We start from the raw sequence: 22,318 nt of genomic DNA, 5'->3' as shown, positions 1-22,318 counted from the left end.
CCTTCCAGGGCGATCAATTCCGGAGCTCGGGACTCCGATCCCTGGTCGGCTGGTCCTCGACCAGCCACAGGGGATACCGGCTGGTGACCGATATGCCGGATAACCATTTGGCGGACTTGTAGAAGTACATCGGCGCCACGTAGAGCCTGACCGGGCCGCCGTGCTCATGCGTAATCGGCGCGTCCTGCATCCGCAGAGCCACCAGCACGTCGGAGCGCCGGGCCTGCCTCCAGCGTGAGGCTCCCGGTGTACGCACCGTCGAAACAGCCGAAACTGAGGGCTTCGCCGCCTGCGCTGACCCCGGCGTCGTCCAGCAAGTCGGACAGCTTCACGCCCTCGAACGGCACCTTCTCGACGCGCCAGCCGTCCGTGCACTGCACGTCGTGGTCGGATCGGCGTGACTGGCACCCTCGATCCAGTGAATCTTCTTGGGCCCCGCAGCCTTCTGGAAGGCAGCGCTCCGATGCAGGACATCAAGACAGCCAAACGTCATGAGGCACTGAACTTCTAGCTGCCCGCGCCGCCAGCTCGCGAAAAAGGCCCGGAACCTGATGGTTCCGGGCCCTTTCCCTAGTAGCGGGGACAGGATTTGAACCTGCGACCTCTGGGTTATGAGCCCAGCGAGCTACCGAGCTGCTCCACCCCGCGTCGGTGAATACAACATTACACACGAGTGGGGAAGGGAACCTAATCGACTGGTCAGAGCCGTTTTTCAGGGTCGGGAGGGAATCGCGTGCAGGGGTTCGGGGGCGCGATCGGCGGGGGCCGGATCGGGCACGGAGGCGGCGAGGTAGCGGGAGGCGATCATGATCGCCAGGGCGGCGACGAGGACGAGGAGCAGGGCCGCGATGGAGATCCAGAACATGCGGTCGTAGAGGGCGATGTCGGTGCGGATGATGGCTCGGCGGGCGAACGTCATGGGGGCGATGTCTTTGAAGGGGCGGAACAGGAGTGGGGTGGTGCCGGCGGGGAAGACGCCACCGAAGGCGAAGATTTGGAACATATAGAAGGAGAAGGCCGCGATGGAACCGGCGACGCGGCCGAAGAGCACGACGAACAGTTGCGCCGTCACCGCTGCCACCAGGCCGACGAGGGCGATGACGGCGACCATGGCGGGCCACTGTTGCGGGGACCAGCCGAGCCAGCCGCCGTAACCGGCGGCGAGGGCGGACAGGGCGATGACGCACGCCGCGCCGACCGCGGTGCCGCGCAGGACGGGGGCCGCGGCGCGCCGCCAGGGTGAGCGGCCGCGGGCGGCTCCGAGCAAGGGGCGCACCAGCATCCACAGGACGATGGCCGCGAGGAAGGAGCCCATCACGACGAGCACGGGGCCTGCGCCGCGGGCGATCTCCTTGTGGCTACGGTCGCCGTCGCGGACGAGCTGGCTGGGTTCCTGGTTGCGGATGTCCATGCTGACGGGCTGGGCCATGACGTCGGCCGAGGCATTGGGGTCGGCGATGTGGGGTGCGGCGGCCACACCGTCGCGCAGGCCGTTGTCGAGCTGGGTTGCGCCGTCGCTCAATTGGGTGACGCCCGCCCGGAGGTCGCGGCCGCCGGCGACCAGCTGGTCCAGGCCCGTGGACAGGTCGTTCGCGCCGCTGCCGAGTTGCACTGTGCCGTCACGCAATTGGGCGCTGCCATCGGCGAGAGCCAGCACGCCGGAGCGGTAGTCGGCTTTGGGATCGGTGAGCTGCCGGGCCAATTCCTTTGTGCCGTCCCGCAACTGGGTCAGCTGGCCGACGAGGGAATCGGGGTCGTCCGGCCGGGCCTGACCGATCAGGCTCTTCAGCTGGGTGACCGCGTCGGCCACCGCGGGGTCCGGGTTCCTATTCAACTGGTCGAGCAGCGGATCGAGTTGCGCCGCGAGCCGCCCGGCGGGTTCGAGGGCATCCAGCAGCGGCGTGACGACCTGGTCCACACCATCGCGGATCTGCCGTGCCCCGGAGCCGAGTTGATCGGTGCCGGTGACCAATTGGTTCGCTCCGTCGGCGAGCTGTACCGCACCGGCATGGAGCCGGCCCGCGCCGGTCGCGAGTTGGGCCGCGCCGGTGGCGGCCTGATCGAGTCCGGCGGTCAACTGGTCGGAGCCGTCGGCGAGCTGCGTGGTGCCCTGGGCCAACTGGGTCGCCCCCTTCGCGGCGTCGCCGAGGCCGGAGCCGAGACTGTTCACGCCGACCAGGATCTGACCGGCGTAACCACGCCCGATGGTGGCCGCGATCTGGTTCTGCGCCTCGGTGACAACACTATTGGCCACAGCCGGTCCCAGCGTGCCGTTGAAGTCGTTGTACCAAACCATGATCCGAGCATGCTGCGGCTCGGAATCGGTCACGCTCAGCACGTTCCGGGTGAAGTCGGCGGGAATGACGACCGAGAAGGCGTACCGGCTCTCCCGCAGCCCGCGCACCGCTTCCGCGCTGCTGACCCGGTGGAACTGGAGTTCACCGCTGGACACCAGATTGTCGAGAATCTCGGTACCCATGTTCTGGGCCTTGCCGTCGGAGATGCCGCCGGCATCGTCGCTGGCGACGGCGACCGGAATCTGCTTCAGGTACAGCTCCGGATCCCACATGATCCACATGTAGACCGCCGAGACCAGTGTCGGCACCACCAGGAGCAGCACGATCGCGGCCCGCGCGAACGTGGATCCCCACGGCTTGCGCCGGAGCAGACCGCCGAGGTGACTGCGGATGGATGTCGATCTGTCTGCCACGGCGAACCCCGATACTGCGCACTGCCAAAGTCGGGCCCAAGCTACCTGGTCACCCGTCCAGAATGTGCGAATTCGGGGAAATACCCGCCCGGCTCAGCGGTTCGCGTCCACCACCAGGGCGGTGGTGTTGTCGGTGCCGCCGCGACCGAGGGCCGTCCCCACCAGCGCCTCCGCCGCCTGACCCGCCGCAGTCCCGTGGGACAGAATCGACTTGATGAGCGGCATATTGAGCTTCTTACCCACCCCGTCGGTGCACAGCAGCAGCCTGCCCGCGCTCGATCCGGTGGCCGCGCGCCCGATGTCGCCCGGCTGCACGGTCCGCACCGAGGTCGTGACCAGATGCCGCATACCCGGCAGCGGGTCGCGCCCGCGCGCCCGGAAGTACTCGGCGACAGTGTGATCGGTGGTCATGCGGTGCAGCACGCGACCGTTCCACCGGTAGGCCCGGCAGTCACCCACCCAGGCGATATCGCAGGGGCCGTCCAGCTGACCACTGCTCGGCAGCACCGCGACCACCAGCACGCTGTCGGCGCTCGACTCGGGTAGCTCACGCAGCAATTCCCGCTGCGCCGCCAGGATTCCGGCCTGCGCGCCGTCCCCGACCGCCGCCCGCGCCGCGGTCTGCGCCACCAGCCGCGCCGCCCGGGCCGCCGCCAGATGATCCCCTACCCCGTCCGCCACCACGAAAGCGCTGCGTCCCAGCCGGGCATCGGTGAACGTGGCGAACGCGTCCGCATTGATCGTGCGCCGCCCCGGCCGGCTCACCCCCGCCCCGGCCACCAGTCCGAGCCGCGCCTGCGCATCGGCGTCGACAGCGGCGACATCCCCAACCTCGATGGCTTCGGTGTGCACGACCGGACCTCCTGGGACTCCGTCTCACGGGGTGCTGTCCTGCAGCACTACTTCATTCAACGGCCGAAACCCAAGCTCCGCTCCCGAAATGTCTGTGTGCTTGCTGAGTAATTCGAGAGGTTCACGAATGAGGTGCTACGCCGCGACGCGTAGCACGGATGCCGCCGCGATGTTGGAGCCCGACTGGCCGCTCGGCGACTTCGCCGTCCTCTCCCAGCCGACCCTCTTCACCGGAGGCGCGCTCGACACCGCTGTCCGCTTCAGCGACCTGTCGCATGCGCACACTCGTCCCGAACCTGCTCGATCCCCTGGTCATCCCGGGTTGCGGCCACTGGATCCAGCAGGAGCGCCCAGACGAGATCAACGCCGCCATCCTGACCTTCCTCGACAAGGTCGGCTGACCAAATTCCGCGCGACTCCCCGCTCGCCCCTGATACACCGGTGGAGAACCCCAGCCTGGCCGCCCGAGGCAATACATCGGGTTGGATGCTCGCCTGGCGTGAACGGAGAACCTCGAATATGCGAAGGGCCCGGAACCTGATGGTTCCGGGCCCTTCGCTTAGTAGCGGGGACAGGATTTGAACCTGCGACCTCTGGGTTATGAGCCCAGCGAGCTACCGAGCTGCTCCACCCCGCGTCGGTGAACACAACATTACACACGGGCTGGGAGATGCACCAAATCGGCTGGTCAAGCCAGGTTCCGGGGTGGAAGACCGACGGGTGAGCGAGGGTGGCGGAGCGAATCAGACCGGACGGTTGCCCTCAAAGCGGAGTGATCAGGGTGAAAATCTTCCATTTGAGAGCCTCGCGCGTACGTTTGGTCGTTCATTTGAGCATGAAACGTGACCGGAGTCACAAATTCTTGGTGAGTTGAATCACATCACGGCCAGATAACAGACCGCTCGGGATTGGCATTTACAGCATAGCCAACCTGCATCGACACCGATTTTCGGGTCATTCACTTCATGCAATTCTGAAGTTATCAAGACGTGATCTGCCGAGATTTACTCGTTATGGTCAGTTGTGGCCCGGATCAAACCTGAGATGGGCTCCGACCCGAACCGCTGCACTCCGGAAACCCTGTCCCGCGGTCGGGCACCCCGACTCCTGGGGACAGGGACACGGCGGAGCATTTGCGCCGGGCCGGTCGGCACAGGGAGGGAAATCACCATGAAACAGAACCGGAAGATCAACACTCGCGTCCTCGGCTTCGCCGCCGTCACCGGCGCACTTGTTGCCGTCCCGTTCGGCTTCACCGCAACCGCCTCCGCCGCCCCGACCCACGACTGGGACGGCGTCGCCCAGTGCGAGAGCGGCGGCAACTGGGGTATCAACACCGGCAACGGCTACTACGGCGGTCTGCAGTTCTCGCAGAGCACCTGGGCCGCCAATGGCGGCGGCGGCCTCGCCTCCAATGCCAGCAAGGCCGAGCAGATCCGCGTGGCCGAGAACGTGCTGTCCACCCAGGGCGCCGGCGCCTGGCCGGTGTGCGGCCAGTACCTGCGCGCGGGCACCAGCGAGCCCGAGCCCCAGGCGGCCCCGGAGCCCGCAGCCCCGGCTCCCGCCCCCGCCCTCCCGACCGATCGCCAGGCCGTCATCGACCAGGCCAAGAGTGTTGCCGGCGGCCTTGCCCAGCAGTTCGGCGTGCAGGACCAGTACAACCAGGTCCTCCAGTCCAACGCCGCCCTCATCGAATCCTGGGGCAAATAACCCGAATCTCCTTCCCATACCGGAAGAAATGGAAAGGTGCTGCGTCAATGGCGACGCAGCACCTTTCGCTATTCGTAGGCAACAATTATTATTGTGCGGCGGTAAATTCCGCACGATTATCGAGAGCCCATTCCTGAAAGGTTCGCGGTGACCGGCCCGTGACGTCCGCGACCGTCGGATGCACCACCGAGGTGAAGGACTCCAGCGCCGTGGCGCGCAGGGCCATGATGGCGGTGGCCAGCTCCGGCTCCACCCCGAAGCGCAGCAGATCCGCCCGCGCCCGGTCGGCCGCGATCTCCTCGAAACGCAGTGGCCGGCCGAGGATTTCGGCGAGAGTCGCGGTCTGCTCGCCCGGCGAGAGCGCCTGCGGACCGGTCACCGTGTAGACCTGACCGGCATGGCGCGCCGGGTCGGCGAGCGCCGCGACAGCGACGGCGGCGATATCGCGCGGATCCACCACCGCGATGCGGCCCTGGCCGAAAGGCGCACGGACGGTGGCGGATTCGCGGATCGAGGGCGCCCAGTGCAGTGCGTTGGACATGAATCCCATGGGGCGAACCATGGTCGACGCGACCCCGCTCGCGCGCACCGCGTCCTCGCCGGCGCGATGCCAGGCGGGGATCGGGTCGGTCGCGGCCGCGTCACCGGCTCGCCCCGACGACAGCTTCACGATGTGCTCAACGCCCGCGGCCACGGCGGCTCGGGCGAGATTCGCGTCGTGCGTGGGGATCTCGGGGCCCGCTGTCGACAGGAAGATGCCGCGGACACCGGTCAGCGCGGTAGGCAGGCTGTCCGCGTCGCCGAGATCGGCACGCACGACCTCGACACCGGCGGGCAGGCCGGCCGACTCGGGGCGGCGGGTGACGGCCCGCACCGGCAGACCCTCGTCCAGCAGGCGATCGACCACCGCGCGGCCGACAGTGCCGGTGGCTCCGGTCACGAGAAACATGGGTACTCCGTTCGTCGGTGGAGGCGGGTGTGTCCCGCTCCTTCATCCTGCGAACGGCGCGGAATAGCGGCTATCCAGCGCCCACGGATTGCGGATATTTTCCGTATCAGGCTGATCTGCAATGATTTCTTCCATGCTGGACGAGGTGGATCGCGGCGTTGTCCATGCCCTGCACATCGATGGACGCGCGCCCTTCAACCGCATCGGCGAGGTGCTCGGTGTCTCGACCCAGACCGTCGCCCGCCGCTACCGCCGCCTGCGCGCGGAGTTCGGGCTGCGGGTGGTCGGGCTGCCGGACCCGGGGCGCACCAGCACCACCCAGTGGCTGGTCCGGCTCACCTGCACCCCGGCGGCCGCGCGAAAATTGGCGCAGGCCTTGGCGAAACGCGGCGATACCAGCTGGGTGATGCTCACCTCCGGCGGCACCGAAATCTTCCTCATCGTCGACGGCCCCGGTCCCGACGCACCCGCGCTGCTGCTCGACGACCTTCCCCGAACCTCGGCGATCACCGGAATTTCCGCGCACTACGTACTGCACACCTACCTCGGCGGCCCGACCGCCTGGCCCGGTCGACTCACCACGCTGGACGCCGAGCAACGCCGGAAACTATTGTCACACAACAATTTAGGCCCTGATTCGCCGTCTGCCCCGGCCGCAGCGATCTCTTCCGCCGACAACGGCCACCCGGTTGCGACGACTGAGACGCACATATCAACCGGGCGCGCCGAGATGCACAGCTCGGACTCGTCCGGCGCCGACCGGGAGCCGAATTCCCGGGCCCGCGTTCGCAAACCGGTCTCCCCCACCGACGCGCCACTGTTCTCGGCATTGCGTGCCGATGGCCGCGCGACCTTGGCGGACCTGGCTGCCGCCACCGGCTGGTCACAGTCCACGGTGGCGCGGCGCATCGCCGACCTGCGTGCTGCCGGCGCACTCTATCTGGATGTCGACATCGACGATCGCGTCTTCGGCGTCACCACCCGCGCCCTGCTGTGGGCGACCGTCGCTCCGGGTCAGCTCCACGCGGTCGCCGAATCCCTGTCCCAGCACGAGGAATTGGCGTTCGTCGCCGCCACGACCGGCCGCACCAACCTGATCGCCGAGGCCCTCTGCCCCGACCCGGCCGCACTGCACCGCTATCTGACTCGCCGCCTGGGATCCTTCGACGCCATCCACGCGCTCGAGACCACCCCGGCCCTCTACACGGTCAAGTCGACCGCGCCTCCGACTGCGCTCACCTCTCGACCCGGTAGCTGAAATCGGAAGCGCCCCAGCCACACCGCCCACCTCGGCATGCAACATGAGCCGGAAGGATGCGCGATACACCCCACACCCGCAAGGTCGCCGAGGCGCGCGTGGGCAACCCCGCGACCGCACCGCGAGACATCGACCCCAGGAAATGCGAAAGGCGCTGTCACCCACAGGTGACAGCGCCTCGCGCTAACGGGTCAGTTACCCGCCCGTCTTCTCGTAGTTGTTCACGGCGATCTGCAACTGCTCCAGCGCCTTGCCCAGTTGGCCCAGGTCGCCGGACTTCTGTGCGTCCTGAACCGCCCTCAAGGCGTCGTCGAGTTGCTTGACCGCCGCATCCTTGCCGGCGGACCCGTTGGCCGGGGGTGTCGCCGGTGTGGTCGGCGGCGTCGCACCCTGGGCCGGCGGAGTGGCCGCCTGTCCCGGCTGATCGGTTGCGGCACTGCCGGTTCCGGGCAGCACCTGGTCGAGCGCTTCCTTGACCGTCGATCCGTAGCCGACCTTGTCGCGGTAGCTGGCCAGCACCTTCACCAGCTGCGGGAAGGACGGCGCGTTGGGCCCGCCGGTATTGCGTTCCAGGTACCAGGGTTCGACGTACAGGATGCCGCCGTCACCGACCGGCAGGGTCAGCAGATTGCCGTATTTGATCTTGTTGACATTGCCACCGGTCAGCAGGTTCCGGTCTCGGGACACTTGATCGGCCGTCGTCATGGACGTCTGCGTCTGGCCCGGGCCCGGCGTCTGTGAATCCGCGGGCAGCTTCAAAACGGTGATCTTGCCGTAGTTGTCGGGATCCGAATGTGCCTGGATGTAGGCGGACAGGAAGTTCCGCTTGTAACCCACCATCACACTGGTCAGATTGAACTGCGACTTCCCGGTCTTCGTATCACCGAGCAGGACGTAGTACGGCGGTTGATGCGCCCCGCTGGCCGCGCCCTCCTGGGTCGGATCATTGGGCACCGACCAGAAGGCGTTGTTGGTGAAGAACTCTCGCGGATCATCCACGTGGTACTTCGCCAGCATCTCGCGCTGCACCTTGAACAGGTCCTCCGGGTAGCGGAAGTGCGCGCGCAGCTCGTCGGAGATGGCGCTCTCCGGCTTCACCGCGTTCGGGAACACACCCATCCACGCCTTCAGTACCGGATCGGTCTTGTCCACCTCGTACAGGCTGACGGTGCCGTCGTACGCATCGACGGTGGCCTTCACCGAGTTCCGGATGTAGGAGACCTCCTTGCGGGGTAGTAGACGCCCCGTGGTCTGGTCGATGGAGTCCTCCACGACGCCGTCCAGCGAGGTCTTCTGCGCGTACGGGTAGTTGTCGAGGGTGGTGTAGGCGTCCACGATCCAGACGATGCGGCCCTTCACCACAGCCGGGTACACATCGCCGTCGGCGGTCAGCCACGGCGCCACCTGGGTGACGCGGTCGCGCGGATTGCGATTGAAGATGATCTTCGAATCCGGTCCGATGGCGCCCGAGAACAGGATGTTGCGCTCGGCGTACTTGGCCGCGAAGGCCAGCCGGTTGAACCAGTTGCCGAGCGGCACGCCGCCCGCGCCGTCGTAGGTGAACTGGTCGGTGGGGGTGTCGTATTCGCGCTTGGGCTGGTTGTTGCTGCCCACGATCGCGTAGTCGGCATCCGACTTGGAGATCAGCTCGCCGTAGTAGATGCGCGGCTGATCGACCGGGATGGCCTGCTCTTCCTTGGGCGTGAACAGGTCGCTGACCGTCTTCTTGTCGCCGACATTGAACACCGGATAGCCGTACCCGCCACCGGAATCACTGCCCGCGGACTGACCGGCCTGCTGGGATTCCTTGGGCGGAGCCGCGTTCACCTTGTTGGCGGGCGAAGCCACGAAGCCGTTGCCGTGCGTGTACACGGTGTGCTTGTTGATCCAGTCGGTCTGGTTACCGGACAGGTTCTGCGGCTGCAGCTCGCGCGCGGCCACGATGTAATCGCCCATCTCACCGTTGATGGTGTAGCGGTCGATGTCGAGCGGATCCGGGAAGCCGTAGAAGTTCTGCAGCTGCAGATTGCGCTGAATGAATGTCTGGGTCAGCAGGTTCGGGTCCAGCAGCCGGATGTTCTTGATGGTCTGCTGGTCGGCGGGCACGGTGACCGGGTCCTTGGTCGCCTCGCCCTTGTAGTCGACGTACTGGACCTTGTCCTGGGTGAGCCCGTAAGCCTCGCGGGTGGCCTCGATATTGCGTTCGATATAGGCCTGTTCTTTGGTGGCCGCGTTCGGGCGCACCGAGAACTGCTCCACCAGTAGCGGCCACACCGCGCCCACCAGCACCGAGGACAGCACCAGCAGCGCCGCCGCCATGGCCGGAATCCGCAGGTCGCGCAGCACGACTCCGGCGAAGAAGGCGATGGCGCAGATGACCGCGATGGACAGCAGGATCAGCTTGGCCGGCAGCACCGCGTTGATATCGGTGTAGGAGCCACCGGTGAAGGTCGGCTCCTTGCGGGTGCTCGACAGCAGCGCGTAGCGGTCCAGCCAGTACGCGACCGCCTTGAGCAGCACGAAGAGTCCGGCCAGGATGGCCAGCTGCACGCGCGCCGAGGTGCTCAGCGTGCCCTCGCGGCCGGACAGCCGCAGCCCGCCGAAGACGTAGTGCGCCACCAGGTTCGCGAAGAAGGCGATCACCACGGAAACGAACAGCCAGTTCAGCACCATCCGATAGAACGGCAGGTCGAAGGCGTAGAAGCCGACGTCCAGATGGAACTGCGGATCCTTGACCCCGAAGGAGCTGCCGTGCAGGAACAGCTGGACCGTCACCCAGCTCGACTGCGCCACCAGACCCGACAGCACGCCGATGAGCACCGGGATGCCGATACCGAAAAGGCGCAGCCGGCTCATCACCGTCGTCCGGTAGCGGGCGATCGGATCGCCGGGTCCGTTCATCGGCACGAACACCGGCCGCGACCGGTACGCCAGCAGCAGCGCCAGCCAGATGATGACGGCCACGACCACCGCGACCACCAGGAACAACAGGATCCGGGTGAACAGCACGGTGGTGTAGACGTTGCGGAATCCCACCTCCCCGAACCACAACCAGTTGGTATAGGCGTCGGTGAGCCGGGGCCCGACCAGTAACAGTGCGGCCAGCACCAGCGCCGTGACGAGCAGAATGCGGCTGCGTCGCGACAGCGAAGGTAAGCCGGTCGGGGGGCGCATGCCCACGATGCCACTCTCCCAGGTCCGGCGACGCCCCGGCCGGGATACCGGCACGCAGCGTCGCAGTCCGATGATGCGAGTTGGTCCCAGGGGACCGTTCGCGCCCCACTCTACGTAAAACGCCCGCCGCGCGGCCCAACACCTGCCGCGTGGGCCGGCCATGAGCGGGATGCGAGGATTGCCGGGTGAATCCTGAGCAGTGGGCGGCCTCGGCCCTGTACCGGTGTATCCGGGAAGTCGCGGAATATGTCGACGGCGAAGGCTGGGACCGCCCGCCGCAGATGTTCGCCCTGGTACCGACCGCGGACCTGGCGGCCGCCGAACCCGCCCTGCTGGATCAGCTGGACGAGCAGGACGCCCTGACTCCCATTGCGCAGGAACCCTTCCCCGAGGACATCGCGGGCGAGGCCGACGCCATGGCGCTCGACGAGTTCCTCGCCACCACCAGCTGGCCGCCGTCGGTCGAGGGCTGTGTACTGGTACAGCAGATCGTGGTGCTGCCGCCGGCCGCCGAGCAGACCCTCGACGATGCCATCGCTCCCCTGCTCGCCGACCGCGACGCCGCCGACCAGGCCGCCCGCCGCGCGGCCATGACCCACGCCGAGCGCCGCGACGCCCGCCTGTTCGTCGGTGTCCTGCGTGACGGCACCTCGCTGTCGCTGCTGCAGGTCCGCCCCAGCGAGGAGGACGAGGATCCCTTCGGCGACCTCGATCTGCGTACCGCTCCCAACCTCGCCCCGAATCTCGTCGAAGCCCTGCGCCACACGCTGGAGAACGATCCCGACGACTTCTGAACGAGGTCAGCCGCAGCTGGTGACTTCCTTGCCCGCGTTGATGTCCTCGAGCGATTGGACTGCGCCGGACAGGTTTTCGACCTTGACCAGCCGCAGGCCCGCGGGCGTGCGCTGAGCGGCCTCGTTGCAGTTGGCGGCCGGGACCATGAAGGTCTCGGCGCCGGCTTCGCGGGCGGCGATCATCTTGTACTGGATGCCGCCGATCGGGCCGACCTTGCCGTCGGGGTCGATGGTGCCGGTGCCCGCGACGAACTTGCCGCCGGACAGGTCACCGGTGGTGAGCTTGTCGATGAGGGCCAGGGTGAACATGAGCCCCGCCGACGGGCCGCCGATCTCGCCGAGGTTGAAGTCCACCTTGATCGGGCCCTTGTTGATCTCGTCGGGAGTGATGCCGAGGTAGCCCTTGCCGGAATCGTCGGGACGCGCGCCCAGGGTGATCTCGGCGGTCTGCTCGACGCCGTCGCGGCGGACCACCACGGGGATGGTGGTGCCGGGCTTGGCCGAGGAGACCGCGGTCACAACGTCTTTGGTGGTGGCGATCGGCTTACCGTCGATGCTGACGATCTCGTCGCCCTTCTTCAGCATGTCCTTGGCCGGGCCGTCGTCGGCGACATTCGCCAGCTGCACCGCGGTCGGCAGCTTCAGATAGTTGAGGGCCGCCAATTCCGCGGAGTCCTCGGAATCCTTGAACTGCTGCTGATTGGATTTGTCGACATCATCACGCGACTGTCCCGGCGGATAGACCTCCGCGCGCGGCACCAAACCGTGCTGGCCGTCGATCCACAAGCCGATCGCCTCGAAAATATTCAGCCGATCGCGAACGGAGACGGTCGTCATATTGAGATTGCCGGATACCGGTTTCACCGGCGCGCCGTGCACGTCGACCACCTGTTTTCCGTCGACTTCGCCCAGCGTATTGAAGGTCGGCCCCGGTCCGAGCGCCACGAATGGAACGGTGACGACACTGCCAAGTATGCCCAGCGCCAGAATCGGGACCAGGGCGGCGAGCAGGGTGAATATCCGACGGTTCACGCGGCCAAGGGTACTGGTCATCGAGGCCATTGCCGCGCTCCGCTCGGCGGTTCGCGTGGTCCGCGGCTCCAGTACCGTAGTGGGTATGAGTGATTTTCCGTTCGGATTCTCGAATCGCGACGACGATCCGGAGCGCAAGCCCGGGGACGAGTCCAGCGGTTCTGGTGCGAACAACCCGTTCGGATTCGCCATGGGCGGTCCGGGCGGCGGCGGATTCGATCCCTCGCAACTCGGTCAGATGCTGACGCAGCTGGGTGCCATGTTCTCGAGCATGGGACAGCCGGGCGCACAGACCGGTCCGGTCAATTACGACATCGCCAAGCGGCTGGCCCGCCAGCAGCTCGGGTCCAGTGTCCCGCCCGTCTCCTCCGGCGCGCAGAGCGCTGTCGCCGACGCGGCGCACCTGGCGGAGCTGTGGCTCGACGCCGCCACCACCTTCCCCGCGGGCGCGACCAAGACCGTCGCGTGGACCGCCAACGACTGGATCGAGGAGACGCTGCCCACCTGGAAGCGGCTGTGTGATCCGGTGGCCGAACAGGTTTCGGGCATGTGGACCGCCACGCTCCCGGCCGAGGCCAAGGAATTCGCGGCGCCGATGTTCGGAATGCTCGGCCAGATGGGCGGACTCGCCTTCGGTTCGCAGCTGGGCCAGGCCCTGGGCCAGCTCGCCAAGGAGGTGCTGACCTCCACCGATATCGGCCTGCCGCTGGGTCCCGACGGCACCGCGGCACTGCTGCCCGCGGCCATCTCGGAATTCAGCGCCGGGCTCGAGCAGCCGGAGAGCGAGATCCTGGTCTACCTGGCGGCCCGCGAAACCGCGCACCAGCGGCTGTTCGCGCACGTGCCGTGGCTGCGCCAGCAGGTGCTGGGCGCGGTCGAGGACTACGCGCGCGGCATCAAGATGGACTTCTCGGCCATCGAGCAGGCCGCCCAGAACCTGGATCCCATGGCGCTGGCGCAGGATCCGTCGAAGCTGGAAGAGCTGCTGTCGCAGGGCACGTTCGAACCGCAGACCACCCCCGAGCAGAAGGCCGCGCTGGAGCGACTGGAGACGCTGCTGGCCCTGATCGAGGGCTGGGTGGAGACCGTGGTCAGCGACGCCGTGGGCGATCGGCTGCCCGGTGCGGGCGCGCTGGCCGAGACGCTGCGCCGTCGTCGCGCCACCGGCGGGCCGGCCGAGCAGACCTTCGCGACCCTCGTCGGCCTGGAGCTGCGGCCGCGCAAGGTGCGCGAGGCCGCGGCGCTGTGGCGGCGGCTGACCACCGACGCCGGGCTGGAGAAGCGCGACGGCGTGTGGGCGCACCCGGACCTGCTGCCCGACTCCTCCGACCTGGACGCCCCGGCGGGCTTCATCGATTCGGTGCTGGGCGGCGGCGCGGCGGTGTTCGACGATCCGCTGGCGCAGCTGGCCGAGACGGAGGCGCGGGAGCGCGCCGAAAAGGAAGGCAAGGGCGAGGATGCCACCGGCGACAAGCCCGAGGGCGACGCCACCGCCTGACCTGTGGATGGGCGCAAGCCCCTGACCCGAGTTGTGGATAACCCGTGAAAGCGCTGATGAACAAGCGTTTTCGCGGGTTTCGGCGTTTCCGGGAGCATGCACGCTGATGGCATGACGACTGTGCTGCCGACCCGTGGACCGATGCTCCATCCCCGAATCACCGTGCTGGTGCGCCCGAACGGCGCCGTCCAGCTCGGCTGGGATCCCGAGCACGCGGTCATCCTGCAACCGCCGGGGCCGATCGAGGCGGTGCCCGCGCTGCTGCGGCTACTGGACGGGTCCCGCACCGAGGCCGAGATTCTCTGGCGGGCACGGGAATTGGGATTCGGGACCGATATCGCGCAGTCGCTGCTCGACCAGATGGCGGCCGCGGAGCTGCTGGCCGCGGATGAGCCGCGGGCACGATTGCGGAAGGTGCGGGTCCACGGCCGCGGGCCGCTGGCGGACGCACTGCTGGACGGCCTGCGCCGAATCGGCCTGCGGGCCAAGCACTCCCACGCGCGCTACGGAGAGCCGGGCATCGAGAGTCTCGAGGCGGATCGGCCGGATCTGCTCGTGCTGTCCGACACCCTCGTCCCGGATCCCGCCCTGGTCGCCGCGCTCATGCGCCGCCGCATTCCCCATCTGCAGGTCCGTATCCGCGATGGACGCGGGATCGTCGGCCCGCTGGTGCTGCCGGGCGAAACCGGTTGTCTGCGTTGCGCGGACCTGTATCGCGCCGAGTCCGAACCGGCGTGGCCGCAACTGGCGGCGCAATTGCTGGGGCGGGTCGGGTACGCGTCCCCGGCGGGGGTGGCCATGACCGCGGCCCTGGCGCTGAAGGAGATCGAGACCGTGTCCTCCGGCCGGGCGGAACACCCGCCGGCCACGCTGCACGCCACGCTCGAATGGGATCCGGAGATTCCGCACCTGGATCGGCGTCCGTGGCCCGTCCATCCGAACTGCGGTTGCAGTGAAAGCGCGGTGGTGTGATGGAAACCACTATTGCCGCCAACCCGGAAGAACACCCCAATCCCATGGCGAACCGTCTGGGACATCGGCATGATGGGAACGTGTCAGAGATTGTGAGCAAGCGCTCTTCCCGCAATGCCAAGCTGGCCAAGATTCCACTCGGCATCGCAGGGCGGGCGGCCGTGGGTTTCGGCCGCAAACTTGCCGGGGGAGACAAGCAGGAGATCAACGCCGAGCTGAATCAGAAGGCCGCCGAACAGCTCTTCGCCGTGCTCGGTGAGCTCAAGGGCGGCGCCATGAAGTTCGGTCAGGCGCTGTCGGTGATGGAGGCCGCCGTCCCGGAGGAGTTCGGCGAGCACTATCGCGAGGCGCTCACCAAGCTGCAGGCCGCCGCGCCGCCCATGCCGGCCGCGGCCGTGCATCGCCAGCTGGACCAGCAGCTGGGAACCGGCTGGCGGCAACGCTTCCGGGAATTCGACGACGCGCCCACCGCCTCGGCCAGCATCGGCCAGGTGCACAGGGCGATCTGGTCCGACGGCCGCGTGGTCGCGGTGAAGGTGCAGTACCCGGGCGCCGACGAGGCGCTGCGCGCCGATCTCAAGACGCTCAACCGGATGGCGGGCATGATGAGCGCGCTCATTCCGGGCGCCGATATCAAGCCGATTCTCGCCGAGATCAGTGAGCGCACCGAGGAGGAGCTGGACTACCGGATCGAGGCCGGGCACCAGCGCCAGTTCGCCCGGGCCTACGAGGGGCACCCGCGCTTTCTGGTGCCGAAGGTGGTGGCCAGCGCACCGAAGGTGATCGTCACCGAGTGGCTGGACGATGCCACCCCGGTCTCGAAGATCATTCAGCGCGGCATGGCGGACCCGGCCGGCACGGTCGACCTGCGCAATCGGACTGCCTCGCTGATGGGCGAATTCCATTTCAGCTCACCGTCGATCGCGGGCCTGCTGCACGCCGATCCACATCCGGGCAATTTCATGGTGCTCGAGGACGGTCGCCTCGCGGTCATCGACTACGGCGCCTGCGCTCCCCTGCCCAATGGCTTCCCCAAGATCCTGGGCCAGATGGTGGCGTTCGAGGTCCAGGAGCGCTACGACGAACTGACGGCGCTGCTGCACGACAACGGCTGGGTCATCCCCGGCAAGACCGTGAGCATCCAGGAGATCCAGGACTACCTGCGCCCCTTCACCGACCCCATCAAAACCGAAACCTTCCACTTCACCCGCCGGTGGATGCAGCGCGTGGCGGGCAAGGCCACCGACATCTCCAACGCCGACATGATGAAAACCGCTCGCTCCCTGCAACTCCCGGCAGAGCACGTGATGATCTTCCGAGTCCTCGGCGGCTCGGTAGGGATCTGTGCCCAGCTCGACGCCGAAATCCCCTTCATGAAGCTCATGAACGACTGGGTCCCCGGCTACGTCGAGACCCTCCGCGCCGCGAGCTGAATTCCCCTGCGACGCAAAACGACCCGCCTACCGTCTGGTAAGCGGGTCGTATGCGTTCTACTCCCCCGGAAGCCGGGGCGGTCATGCCACCGCGACCTTGCGCGGGCGGCCACGCGGGCGCTTGCGGGCGATCACGACACCCTGGTCGAAGATCTCACCGCCCCAGACACCCCAGGGCTCACCGCGATCCAGTGCGGCCGACAGGCAGCCCTGGCGGATCGGGCAGGACGCGCACAGCGCCTTCGCCTCTTCCAGCTGGGCGGGGGCCTCGGCGAACCAGAGGTCCGGGTTGCCGACTCGGCAGGGCAGGGTGATGGTGACTCCCCGGCGGGTGCGGGTAGTCGTGTTGGCCACGGTGTTGCGGCATGTCACTCGTTCACGGATGACCGTGGTGGACACGTCGGGCTCCTTCAGCTCGTGCATCGGTCGTTCGGTGTTTCGCGAAACCGGTGCCGGTGGCTGCAGGGCCGATAAAACTTTGGCCACGGTTTCGCGGGGTCGCGATCCGTGGCCAGGAGGTCTGGGAGTGATTCCCTACCTGAGTCGACTTCGGTGTCGACTCCTGATCACGGTCGCTGGGTCGGTAGTGCGGGGACGGGCTGCCAGCAGATGCACCGGACGCTCGGTTCCGGTTGCGACTGCGAGGGTTTCGACGGCCGCGTACACGGCAGCCGGGTGCCAGTCACCCTTGGGCTTGTCCTGCTTGATCACGATCTGCTGATCCGCTTGGGCTTTGCTTGCAAAGACCTGAAGACCAAGATCACCATTCACGCCGGACATACGAATCCCCTTGGGCGCGAGGATCCCCCGGGAGACGGACGCGACGGACATGACGCATGCCGTCGCCGGACGGCCGGCGATGCTGCCGGTCGAAACGAAGCTCGAAATGTTGTTCATCGGTCTGCCTCCCTCCTTCACTCGTAGCGATCAGTGCTTGGAACACGCGGGTTCTTCCCCGGTGCGTGAGAACCACACTAGGTATCTATACGGATGCACACAACCTATTTTTGACCTGCGGTTTCAGGGGCTTGCACACATTCTTCGCACGGGCTAGGAAGAGTCCCGTAGCCGCGATCGGACGATCGCGAGGACATCCGCCCCGTATGTCTGCAGTTTCTTGGCCCCGATGCCGGGGATCGCGACCAGGGCTCGGTCGTCGGCCGGGCGCTGTTCGGCGATGGCGGTCAGGGTCGTATCGCTGAATACCACAAAATGTGGCAGTGACAGCTCCTCGGCCTTCTCGCGCCGCCATTCCTTCAGCGCTTCGAGCAATTCCGGGTCGATGTCGGCGGGGCAGCGCGAGCAACGGCCGAGCATGGTGGCCTGCGTATTCAGCAGCGGCCGACCACAAATGCGGCAGGTCGGGTGGACGCGCTTGGGACCGCTGCGGCGCTCGGTGGTGTGGGCGGCGATGCGCGAGGCCGGGGAGTCGTCGGGGACCAGGCCGATGAGGAAGCGGGAACGACGCCGCACCTTGCGGCCGCCCGCGGAACGGGCCAGGGCCCAGGACAATTGGAGGTGTTCCCGCGCGCGGGTGACGCCGACGTAGAGCAGGCGGCGTTCCTCCTCGAGGGCGGCCTCGTCGGAAACCGTTGCGTCCGAGCCGAGTACGTGCTGGATGGGCAGGGTGCCGTCGGCCAGGCCGACCAGGAAGACGGCGTCCCACTCCAGACCCTTGGCAGCGTGCAGCGAGGCCAGGGTGACGCCCTGCACGGTCGGTGGGTGCCGGGCCTCGGCGCGGGCGGCCAGCTCGCGCAACAGACCGGTCAGTTCCAGGGCCGGATCCTGTTCGGCTAGTTCCTCGGTGAGCTGGACCAGCGCCATCAGCGAGGACCAGCGTTCGCGGGCCTGGGCGCCGACCGGCTCCTCCTTGGTGAGCCCGACCTGGGCCAGCGCCGCGCGCACCAGGGTGACCAGCTTCTCGCCGCGGGCATCGGGCAGGTCGTCGCGATTGGCGGCGATGCGCAGCGCCGACACCGCCTGCCGCACCTCGGGCCGGTGGAAGAAACCCTCGCCGCCGCGTACCTGATACGGGATGCCCGCCTCGGTGAGCGCCTGTTCGTAGACCTCCGATTGCGCGTTGATGCGATAGAGGATCGCGATTTCCGCTGCGGGAACACCGTTTCCGAGCAGTTTCGCCGCCGCCTTGGCGACGGCGGCGGCCTCGGCGGGCTCGTCGTCGAATTCGGCGAAGGTCGGTTCCGGGCCGTCGGCGCGCTGGCCGATGAGCTGCAGCCGGGTGCCCGCGATGCGGCCGCGGGCCGCACCGATCACCCGGTTGGCCAGTGACACCACCTGCGGGGTGGAGCGATAGTCGCGTTCCAGGCGGACCACGGCGGCGTCGGGGAAGCGGCGGGAGAAGTCGAGCAGATACGCCGGGCTGGCTCCGGTGAAGGAGTAGATGGTCTGGTTGGCGTCGCCGACCACGGTCAGGTCGTCGCGATCGCCGAGCCAGGCGTCGAGCACCCGCTGCTGCAGCGGGGTGACGTCCTGGTACTCGTCCACCACGAAACACCGGTAGCGGCCGCGGAACTCCTCGGCCACCGACGAATAGTCCTCGAGCGCGGCCGCGGTGTGCAGCAGCAGATCGTCGAAATCGAGCAGCAGCCCGTCGGGGGTGTTCTTCAGGGCCTCGTAGTAGGTGTAGACCGCCGAGACCTTCTTCGCCTCGTAGGGCACATCGCGGTGGCGGCGGGCCGCCTCACCCGCGTAGTCCTCGGGCGCGACGAGCGAGCCCTTGGCCCATTCGATCTCGCCGATCAGGTCGCGCAGGCTGTCGGTGTCGGTGGGCAGCCCGGCCCGGCCGGCGGCCTGGGCCACGATGGGGAACTTGCCGTCGATCAGCCGCCACGGCACCTCGCCGACCACCTGCGGCCAGAAGTATTTGAGCTGCCGCAGCGCCGCGGCATGGAAGGTCCGCGCCTGCACCTGCCCGGCCTCACCGCTCAAACCCAGTGCCCGCAGCCGATTGCGCAGCTCCCCCGCCGCGCGGGCGGTGAAGGTCACCGACAGCACCTGGTCGGCACGCACATGCCCGGCCGAGACCAGGTGCGCGATGCGATGGGTGATGGTGCGTGTCTTGCCGGTGCCGGCGCCCGCCAGCACGCAGACCGGTCCCCGGGGTGCGCGCACGGCCGCGGCCTGCTCGGCATCGAGTTCGTCGAGCCGGAGCTGGGCCTGGGTGGTCGCGGCAGTCACGCGGTCCATCATGACAGTGCCCTCCGACAGGTGTGGTGGCCCCGCTGCCGTGGGAGACCTGGACTAGCCGCGGTCGCGGAGTTGGCGTAATGCCGCGGTGAAGCGGGGGGTGCGGTCGCCGAGGGGGGCGAAGAAGTCGCGGTCGCAGGCTTCGACGGCGCCGATCGCCCGATTGACCAGGGCCGCACCGGATTCGGTGGGGAGGAGGGATTTGGCGCGGCGGTCGGTGGGGTGGTCGCGGCGTTCCAGCAGGCCCTTCTGTTCCAGGGTGCGCAGCACCTGGGAGGTCATCATGGGGTCGGTGGCGGCCTGGTGGGCGACATCGCGCTGGGTGACCGGCTCGCCGCCCGACCGGCCGGTCAGCCAGGTCAGGGCGGCGAGCAGGACGAACTGGACGTGGGTCAGGTCGAAGGGGGCCAGTGCCGCGCGTTGCGCGGCCTGCCAGCGGTTGGTCACCTGCCAGAGCAAGAGACCGGGGCTTTCGTCGGCGTGCTCGAATTCGGTGTGCAATCCGTCATTCGCCATCACTGCCCGACCATAGCGCGGGAGATGAGGTCGAAGTCGTGGGCGGTGAGCTCGACCAGGCCGCGGCGCAGCACGATCCCCCAGTTGGGGACGCTGGTCAGGTCGAGCTCGGTGCGCAGGTCGTCGATGGCGACCTGGCGGGCCGCGGGGTCGTAGTCGACCGCGCGCCGCCAGGGGCGGAAGCAGCCGCCCTGTTCCTCGACCTGCCAGGCCGGGCCATCGGCGACGGTGCCGATGGCGGTGAAGGATTTGATCGGTTCGCCCTCGCGCATGCCGGTGCGGGGCGAGTAGTAGACCAGTCCGTCCCCGGCCTTCATGCGTTCCACGGCCGCGCGCTTGCCGTGATTGGCCTGCGCGAAGCCGAGTTCCACACCCCGGCGGACATGATCGCGGGAGACGACCGCGAGCCAGTACCTGGTGCTCATACCAGCACCGCCTCGGCGGCAGCGACCAGCGCCTCGACATCGCCCTGCAGGGACTTGGCGAGATTGCCGCCCATGATCTTGTTCCAGAGGCCGCGCAGCGGGCCCTCCATGGTGATGCGGACCTTCACGGTGGTGCGCTCACCGTCGGTGGTGACCTCGTGGGCGAAGATCAGCCGCGCGCCGATCAGCTTGGACGAGTCGATGAATTCGGTATCGGTGAGCTTGGTGACGACGAACTTGGTCTTGGGACCGCCCTTGGGCTTGATAACGCCGGTCGCGCCCTGCTCGAACTTGCCGTCGAGCTCGGCCCATTCGGTGTCCTGGTTCCACTCGGGCCAGGTGGCCATGTCGGCCCACTTGGTGAAGAAGGCGGCGGGGGTGGCGGTCGAGGTGGCGGAGGCTTCAGCGATGAACGTCATGCAATTAGTATGCGCGCTTAGTACTTCTTCGTCAACCCCTGATCTTCGATCGGTTCGGAACGGCGTCGATCGGCTCACAACCGACCCTCCGCGGGGAACACGATCCGCGGCGAGTATGTTGCACCGACCGTGACTGCTACCGATCTGACCATGTACTCGACGACCTGGTGCGGCTACTGCCGTCGCCTCAAGAAGCAGCTCGACGAGGCCGGCATCACCTACGAGGTGATCGACATCGAGGACCACCCCGATGCCGCCGAATTCGTGGGCAGTGTGAACAACGGCAATCACGTTGTGCCGACCGTGAAGTACCGCGACGGCTCGACGGCCACCAACCCGACCCTGGTACAGGTGAAAGAGGCCCTCGCCGCCATCGGCTAGCCCCGGGGATGAAGAAAGAAGCCGCACACCAGTAGGTGTGCGGCTTCTTGTTGTGCCCGATCAGCTTTCGGCGGCCCAGGATTCGACAATGGTCCGGGCTATCGAAATCGACCCCGGCAGCAGCAGTTTCGCCTCGCCGCCGGTGGCGCCGGTGGGCGATCCCCACGCGCCCGCGGCCAGCGCGGCCCGCACCTCGTCGCGGGTGAACCAGTAGGCCTCGGCGATCTCACCGTCGTGGAAGGACAGCGGCTGGTCCGGGTCGGCGACGGCGGCGAAGCCGAGCATGAGCGAGCGCGGGAAGGGCCAGGGCTGGCTGCCCAGGTAGCGGATCTCGCGGACGTCGACGCCGACCTCCTCCTTGATCTCGCGTTCGACGCAGCGTTCCAGCGACTCCCCCGCCTCCACGAAACCGGCCAGCAGCGAGAACAACCCCTGCGGCCAGGTGTGCTGGCGGGCCAGCAGCACGCGGTCGCCGCCGTCGTGGATGAGGCAGATGACGGCCGGGTCGGTACGCGGGAAATCCTCGTGCCCGGTTTCGCTGATGCGCGACCAGCCGCCGTTGGCAGAGGTGGTGGGGGTGCCGTCGACGGCACTGAAGGCCGCCTTGTCGTGCCAGTTCAGCAGGGCGATGGCGGTGGAGAGCAGGCCGGTGCCGAAATCGTCGAGGTCCAGGGTGGAGCCGTAGGCGCGCAGGTCGGCCAGCGTGCCCTCGATGGTGTGGTCGCGCACGGCCCACAGGTGGGTGCCGTCGTCGACGCCGAGGAAGACGGCCTCGGGCGCACGTTCGGGGGCGAGGGTGAGCGCGGGCTCGAGTACCACGGTCCCGTTGTCGACGCGGACCTGGCCGCGCTTGTTCATTCGCAGGAGTTTGGCCTGGGCCCAGCCCTCTTTCAGGGCCTGTTCGTCGGAGCGGAGGTCTTCGGCCCGGTCGAGTGAGGTACGGGACAGCACCGGAACGGCATTCAGCTGGAAACCTGACACACCCCGA

The 22,318-nt window shown here is 67.7% G+C and carries 21 protein-coding genes and 2 tRNA genes; 8 read left to right on the top strand and 15 right to left on the bottom strand.

The window, feature by feature from the left end:
• Window positions 1–13: 13 nt before the first annotated feature.
• The 4 genes from ABZV44_RS24470 to ABZV44_RS24455 form a co-directional block, all read right to left on the bottom strand.
• Window positions 14–256 (bottom strand): molybdopterin-dependent oxidoreductase, encoded by a 243-nt coding sequence (locus tag ABZV44_RS24470; RefSeq protein ID WP_354840459.1) that lies wholly within the window; start codon window positions 254–256, stop codon window positions 14–16.
• A gap of 318 nt (window positions 257–574) precedes the next feature.
• Window positions 575–648, bottom strand: a tRNA-Met gene (locus ABZV44_RS24465).
• Window positions 649–712: 64 nt separating this feature from the next.
• Window positions 713–2,710 (bottom strand): YhgE/Pip family protein, encoded by a 1,998-nt coding sequence (locus ABZV44_RS24460; protein ID WP_354840457.1) that lies wholly within the window; start codon window positions 2,708–2,710, stop codon window positions 713–715.
• Between the two features lie 93 nt (window positions 2,711–2,803).
• A complete protein-coding gene (locus tag ABZV44_RS24455; RefSeq protein ID WP_354840455.1) occupies window positions 2,804–3,562 on the bottom strand; it encodes a protein phosphatase 2C domain-containing protein in 759 nt (252 codons plus the stop codon).
• A gap of 275 nt (window positions 3,563–3,837) precedes the next feature.
• On the opposite strand from ABZV44_RS24455, the gene ABZV44_RS24450 reads away from it, so the two are divergent.
• Window positions 3,838–3,963: an alpha/beta hydrolase gene (locus ABZV44_RS24450; RefSeq protein WP_354840453.1), complete on the top strand. Its 126-nt coding sequence runs from the start codon at window positions 3,838–3,840 to the stop codon at window positions 3,961–3,963.
• 162 nt (window positions 3,964–4,125) lie between these two features.
• Here ABZV44_RS24450 and ABZV44_RS24445 read toward each other — a convergent pair.
• A tRNA-Met gene (locus tag ABZV44_RS24445) sits at window positions 4,126–4,199 on the bottom strand.
• A 533-nt stretch (window positions 4,200–4,732) separates the two neighbouring features.
• Between ABZV44_RS24445 and ABZV44_RS24440 the strand changes: the two genes are divergently transcribed.
• Window positions 4,733–5,272 carry a transglycosylase family protein gene (locus ABZV44_RS24440; RefSeq protein WP_354840450.1) on the top strand — a complete coding sequence of 180 codons (540 nt, stop codon included), beginning with the start codon at window positions 4,733–4,735 and terminating at the stop codon, window positions 5,270–5,272.
• 88 nt (window positions 5,273–5,360) lie between these two features.
• Here the strand turns inward: ABZV44_RS24440 and ABZV44_RS24435 are convergent, their stop codons facing one another.
• Complete coding sequence (locus tag ABZV44_RS24435; protein ID WP_354840447.1) at window positions 5,361–6,221, bottom strand: NAD(P)H-binding protein; 861 nt, start codon at window positions 6,219–6,221, stop codon at window positions 5,361–5,363.
• Window positions 6,222–6,342: 121 nt separating this feature from the next.
• On the opposite strand from ABZV44_RS24435, the gene ABZV44_RS24430 reads away from it, so the two are divergent.
• Window positions 6,343–7,479, top strand: a complete 1,137-nt coding sequence (locus ABZV44_RS24430) for an Lrp/AsnC family transcriptional regulator (protein WP_354840444.1) — start codon at window positions 6,343–6,345, stop codon at window positions 7,477–7,479.
• A 195-nt stretch (window positions 7,480–7,674) separates the two neighbouring features.
• Here the strand turns inward: ABZV44_RS24430 and ABZV44_RS24425 are convergent, their stop codons facing one another.
• Window positions 7,675–10,659, bottom strand: a complete 2,985-nt coding sequence (locus ABZV44_RS24425; RefSeq protein WP_354840441.1) for a UPF0182 family protein — start codon at window positions 10,657–10,659, stop codon at window positions 7,675–7,677.
• A gap of 179 nt (window positions 10,660–10,838) precedes the next feature.
• Here ABZV44_RS24425 and ABZV44_RS24420 point away from each other — a divergent pair, with 179 nt between their 5' ends.
• Window positions 10,839–11,447, top strand: coding sequence for a PPA1309 family protein (locus ABZV44_RS24420; protein ID WP_354840438.1), 609 nt, complete (start codon window positions 10,839–10,841; stop codon window positions 11,445–11,447).
• A 6-nt stretch (window positions 11,448–11,453) separates the two neighbouring features.
• Here ABZV44_RS24420 and ABZV44_RS24415 read toward each other — a convergent pair whose 3' ends face one another.
• A complete protein-coding gene (locus ABZV44_RS24415) occupies window positions 11,454–12,479 on the bottom strand; it encodes a PDZ domain-containing protein (protein ID WP_354840435.1) in 1,026 nt (341 codons plus the stop codon).
• Between the two features lie 85 nt (window positions 12,480–12,564).
• On the opposite strand from ABZV44_RS24415, the gene ABZV44_RS24410 reads away from it, so the two are divergent.
• The 3 genes from ABZV44_RS24410 to ABZV44_RS24400 all read left to right on the top strand — a co-directional run bounded on the left by ABZV44_RS24410 (window position 12,565) and on the right by ABZV44_RS24400 (window position 16,382).
• Window positions 12,565–13,977, top strand: a complete 1,413-nt coding sequence (locus tag ABZV44_RS24410; RefSeq protein ID WP_354840433.1) for a zinc-dependent metalloprotease — start codon at window positions 12,565–12,567, stop codon at window positions 13,975–13,977.
• A 111-nt stretch (window positions 13,978–14,088) separates the two neighbouring features.
• Window positions 14,089–14,949: a TOMM precursor leader peptide-binding protein gene (locus tag ABZV44_RS24405; RefSeq protein WP_354840430.1), complete on the top strand. Its 861-nt coding sequence runs from the start codon at window positions 14,089–14,091 to the stop codon at window positions 14,947–14,949.
• A 44-nt stretch (window positions 14,950–14,993) separates the two neighbouring features.
• A complete protein-coding gene (locus ABZV44_RS24400; RefSeq protein WP_354840817.1) occupies window positions 14,994–16,382 on the top strand; it encodes an AarF/UbiB family protein in 1,389 nt (462 codons plus the stop codon).
• A gap of 81 nt (window positions 16,383–16,463) precedes the next feature.
• Here ABZV44_RS24400 and ABZV44_RS24395 read toward each other — a convergent pair whose 3' ends face one another.
• The 6 genes from ABZV44_RS24395 to ABZV44_RS24370 form a co-directional block, all read right to left on the bottom strand.
• Complete coding sequence (locus ABZV44_RS24395) at window positions 16,464–16,736, bottom strand: WhiB family transcriptional regulator (RefSeq protein WP_354840815.1); 273 nt, start codon at window positions 16,734–16,736, stop codon at window positions 16,464–16,466.
• A 180-nt stretch (window positions 16,737–16,916) separates the two neighbouring features.
• The gene (locus ABZV44_RS24390; RefSeq protein WP_354840427.1) at window positions 16,917–17,279 is read right to left on the bottom strand and encodes a hypothetical protein; all 363 of its coding nucleotides are present in this window, start codon (window positions 17,277–17,279) and stop codon (window positions 16,917–16,919) included.
• 153 nt (window positions 17,280–17,432) lie between these two features.
• Window positions 17,433–19,589, bottom strand: coding sequence for an ATP-dependent DNA helicase UvrD2 (locus ABZV44_RS24385; RefSeq protein WP_354840812.1), 2,157 nt, complete (start codon window positions 19,587–19,589; stop codon window positions 17,433–17,435).
• 54 nt (window positions 19,590–19,643) lie between these two features.
• The gene (locus ABZV44_RS24380; protein WP_354840809.1) at window positions 19,644–20,105 is read right to left on the bottom strand and encodes a MarR family transcriptional regulator; all 462 of its coding nucleotides are present in this window, start codon (window positions 20,103–20,105) and stop codon (window positions 19,644–19,646) included.
• A complete protein-coding gene (locus ABZV44_RS24375; protein ID WP_354840424.1) occupies window positions 20,105–20,530 on the bottom strand; it encodes an EVE domain-containing protein in 426 nt (141 codons plus the stop codon). The genes ABZV44_RS24380 and ABZV44_RS24375 overlap by 1 nt, the downstream gene beginning before the upstream one ends.
• Window positions 20,527–20,949 (bottom strand): SRPBCC family protein, encoded by a 423-nt coding sequence (locus tag ABZV44_RS24370; RefSeq protein ID WP_354840421.1) that lies wholly within the window; start codon window positions 20,947–20,949, stop codon window positions 20,527–20,529. The genes ABZV44_RS24375 and ABZV44_RS24370 overlap by 4 nt, the downstream gene beginning before the upstream one ends.
• A 129-nt stretch (window positions 20,950–21,078) precedes the next feature.
• On the opposite strand from ABZV44_RS24370, the gene ABZV44_RS24365 reads away from it, so the two are divergent.
• Window positions 21,079–21,330: a mycoredoxin gene (locus tag ABZV44_RS24365; RefSeq protein WP_354840418.1), complete on the top strand. Its 252-nt coding sequence runs from the start codon at window positions 21,079–21,081 to the stop codon at window positions 21,328–21,330.
• A 60-nt stretch (window positions 21,331–21,390) separates the two neighbouring features.
• On the opposite strand, the gene nudC is transcribed toward ABZV44_RS24365, so the two are convergent.
• A complete protein-coding gene (gene nudC / locus ABZV44_RS24360) occupies window positions 21,391–22,311 on the bottom strand; it encodes an NAD(+) diphosphatase (protein WP_354840415.1) in 921 nt (306 codons plus the stop codon).
• Window positions 22,312–22,318 lie beyond the last annotated feature (7 nt).

Source organism: Nocardia sp. NPDC004860, from assembly GCF_040609015.1.
In the GTDB taxonomy this organism is placed as follows: domain Bacteria; phylum Actinomycetota; class Actinomycetes; order Mycobacteriales; family Mycobacteriaceae; genus Nocardia.
Note: the sequence above shows the minus strand (reverse complement) of the source record. Positions and strands in the feature narration are given on the sequence as shown.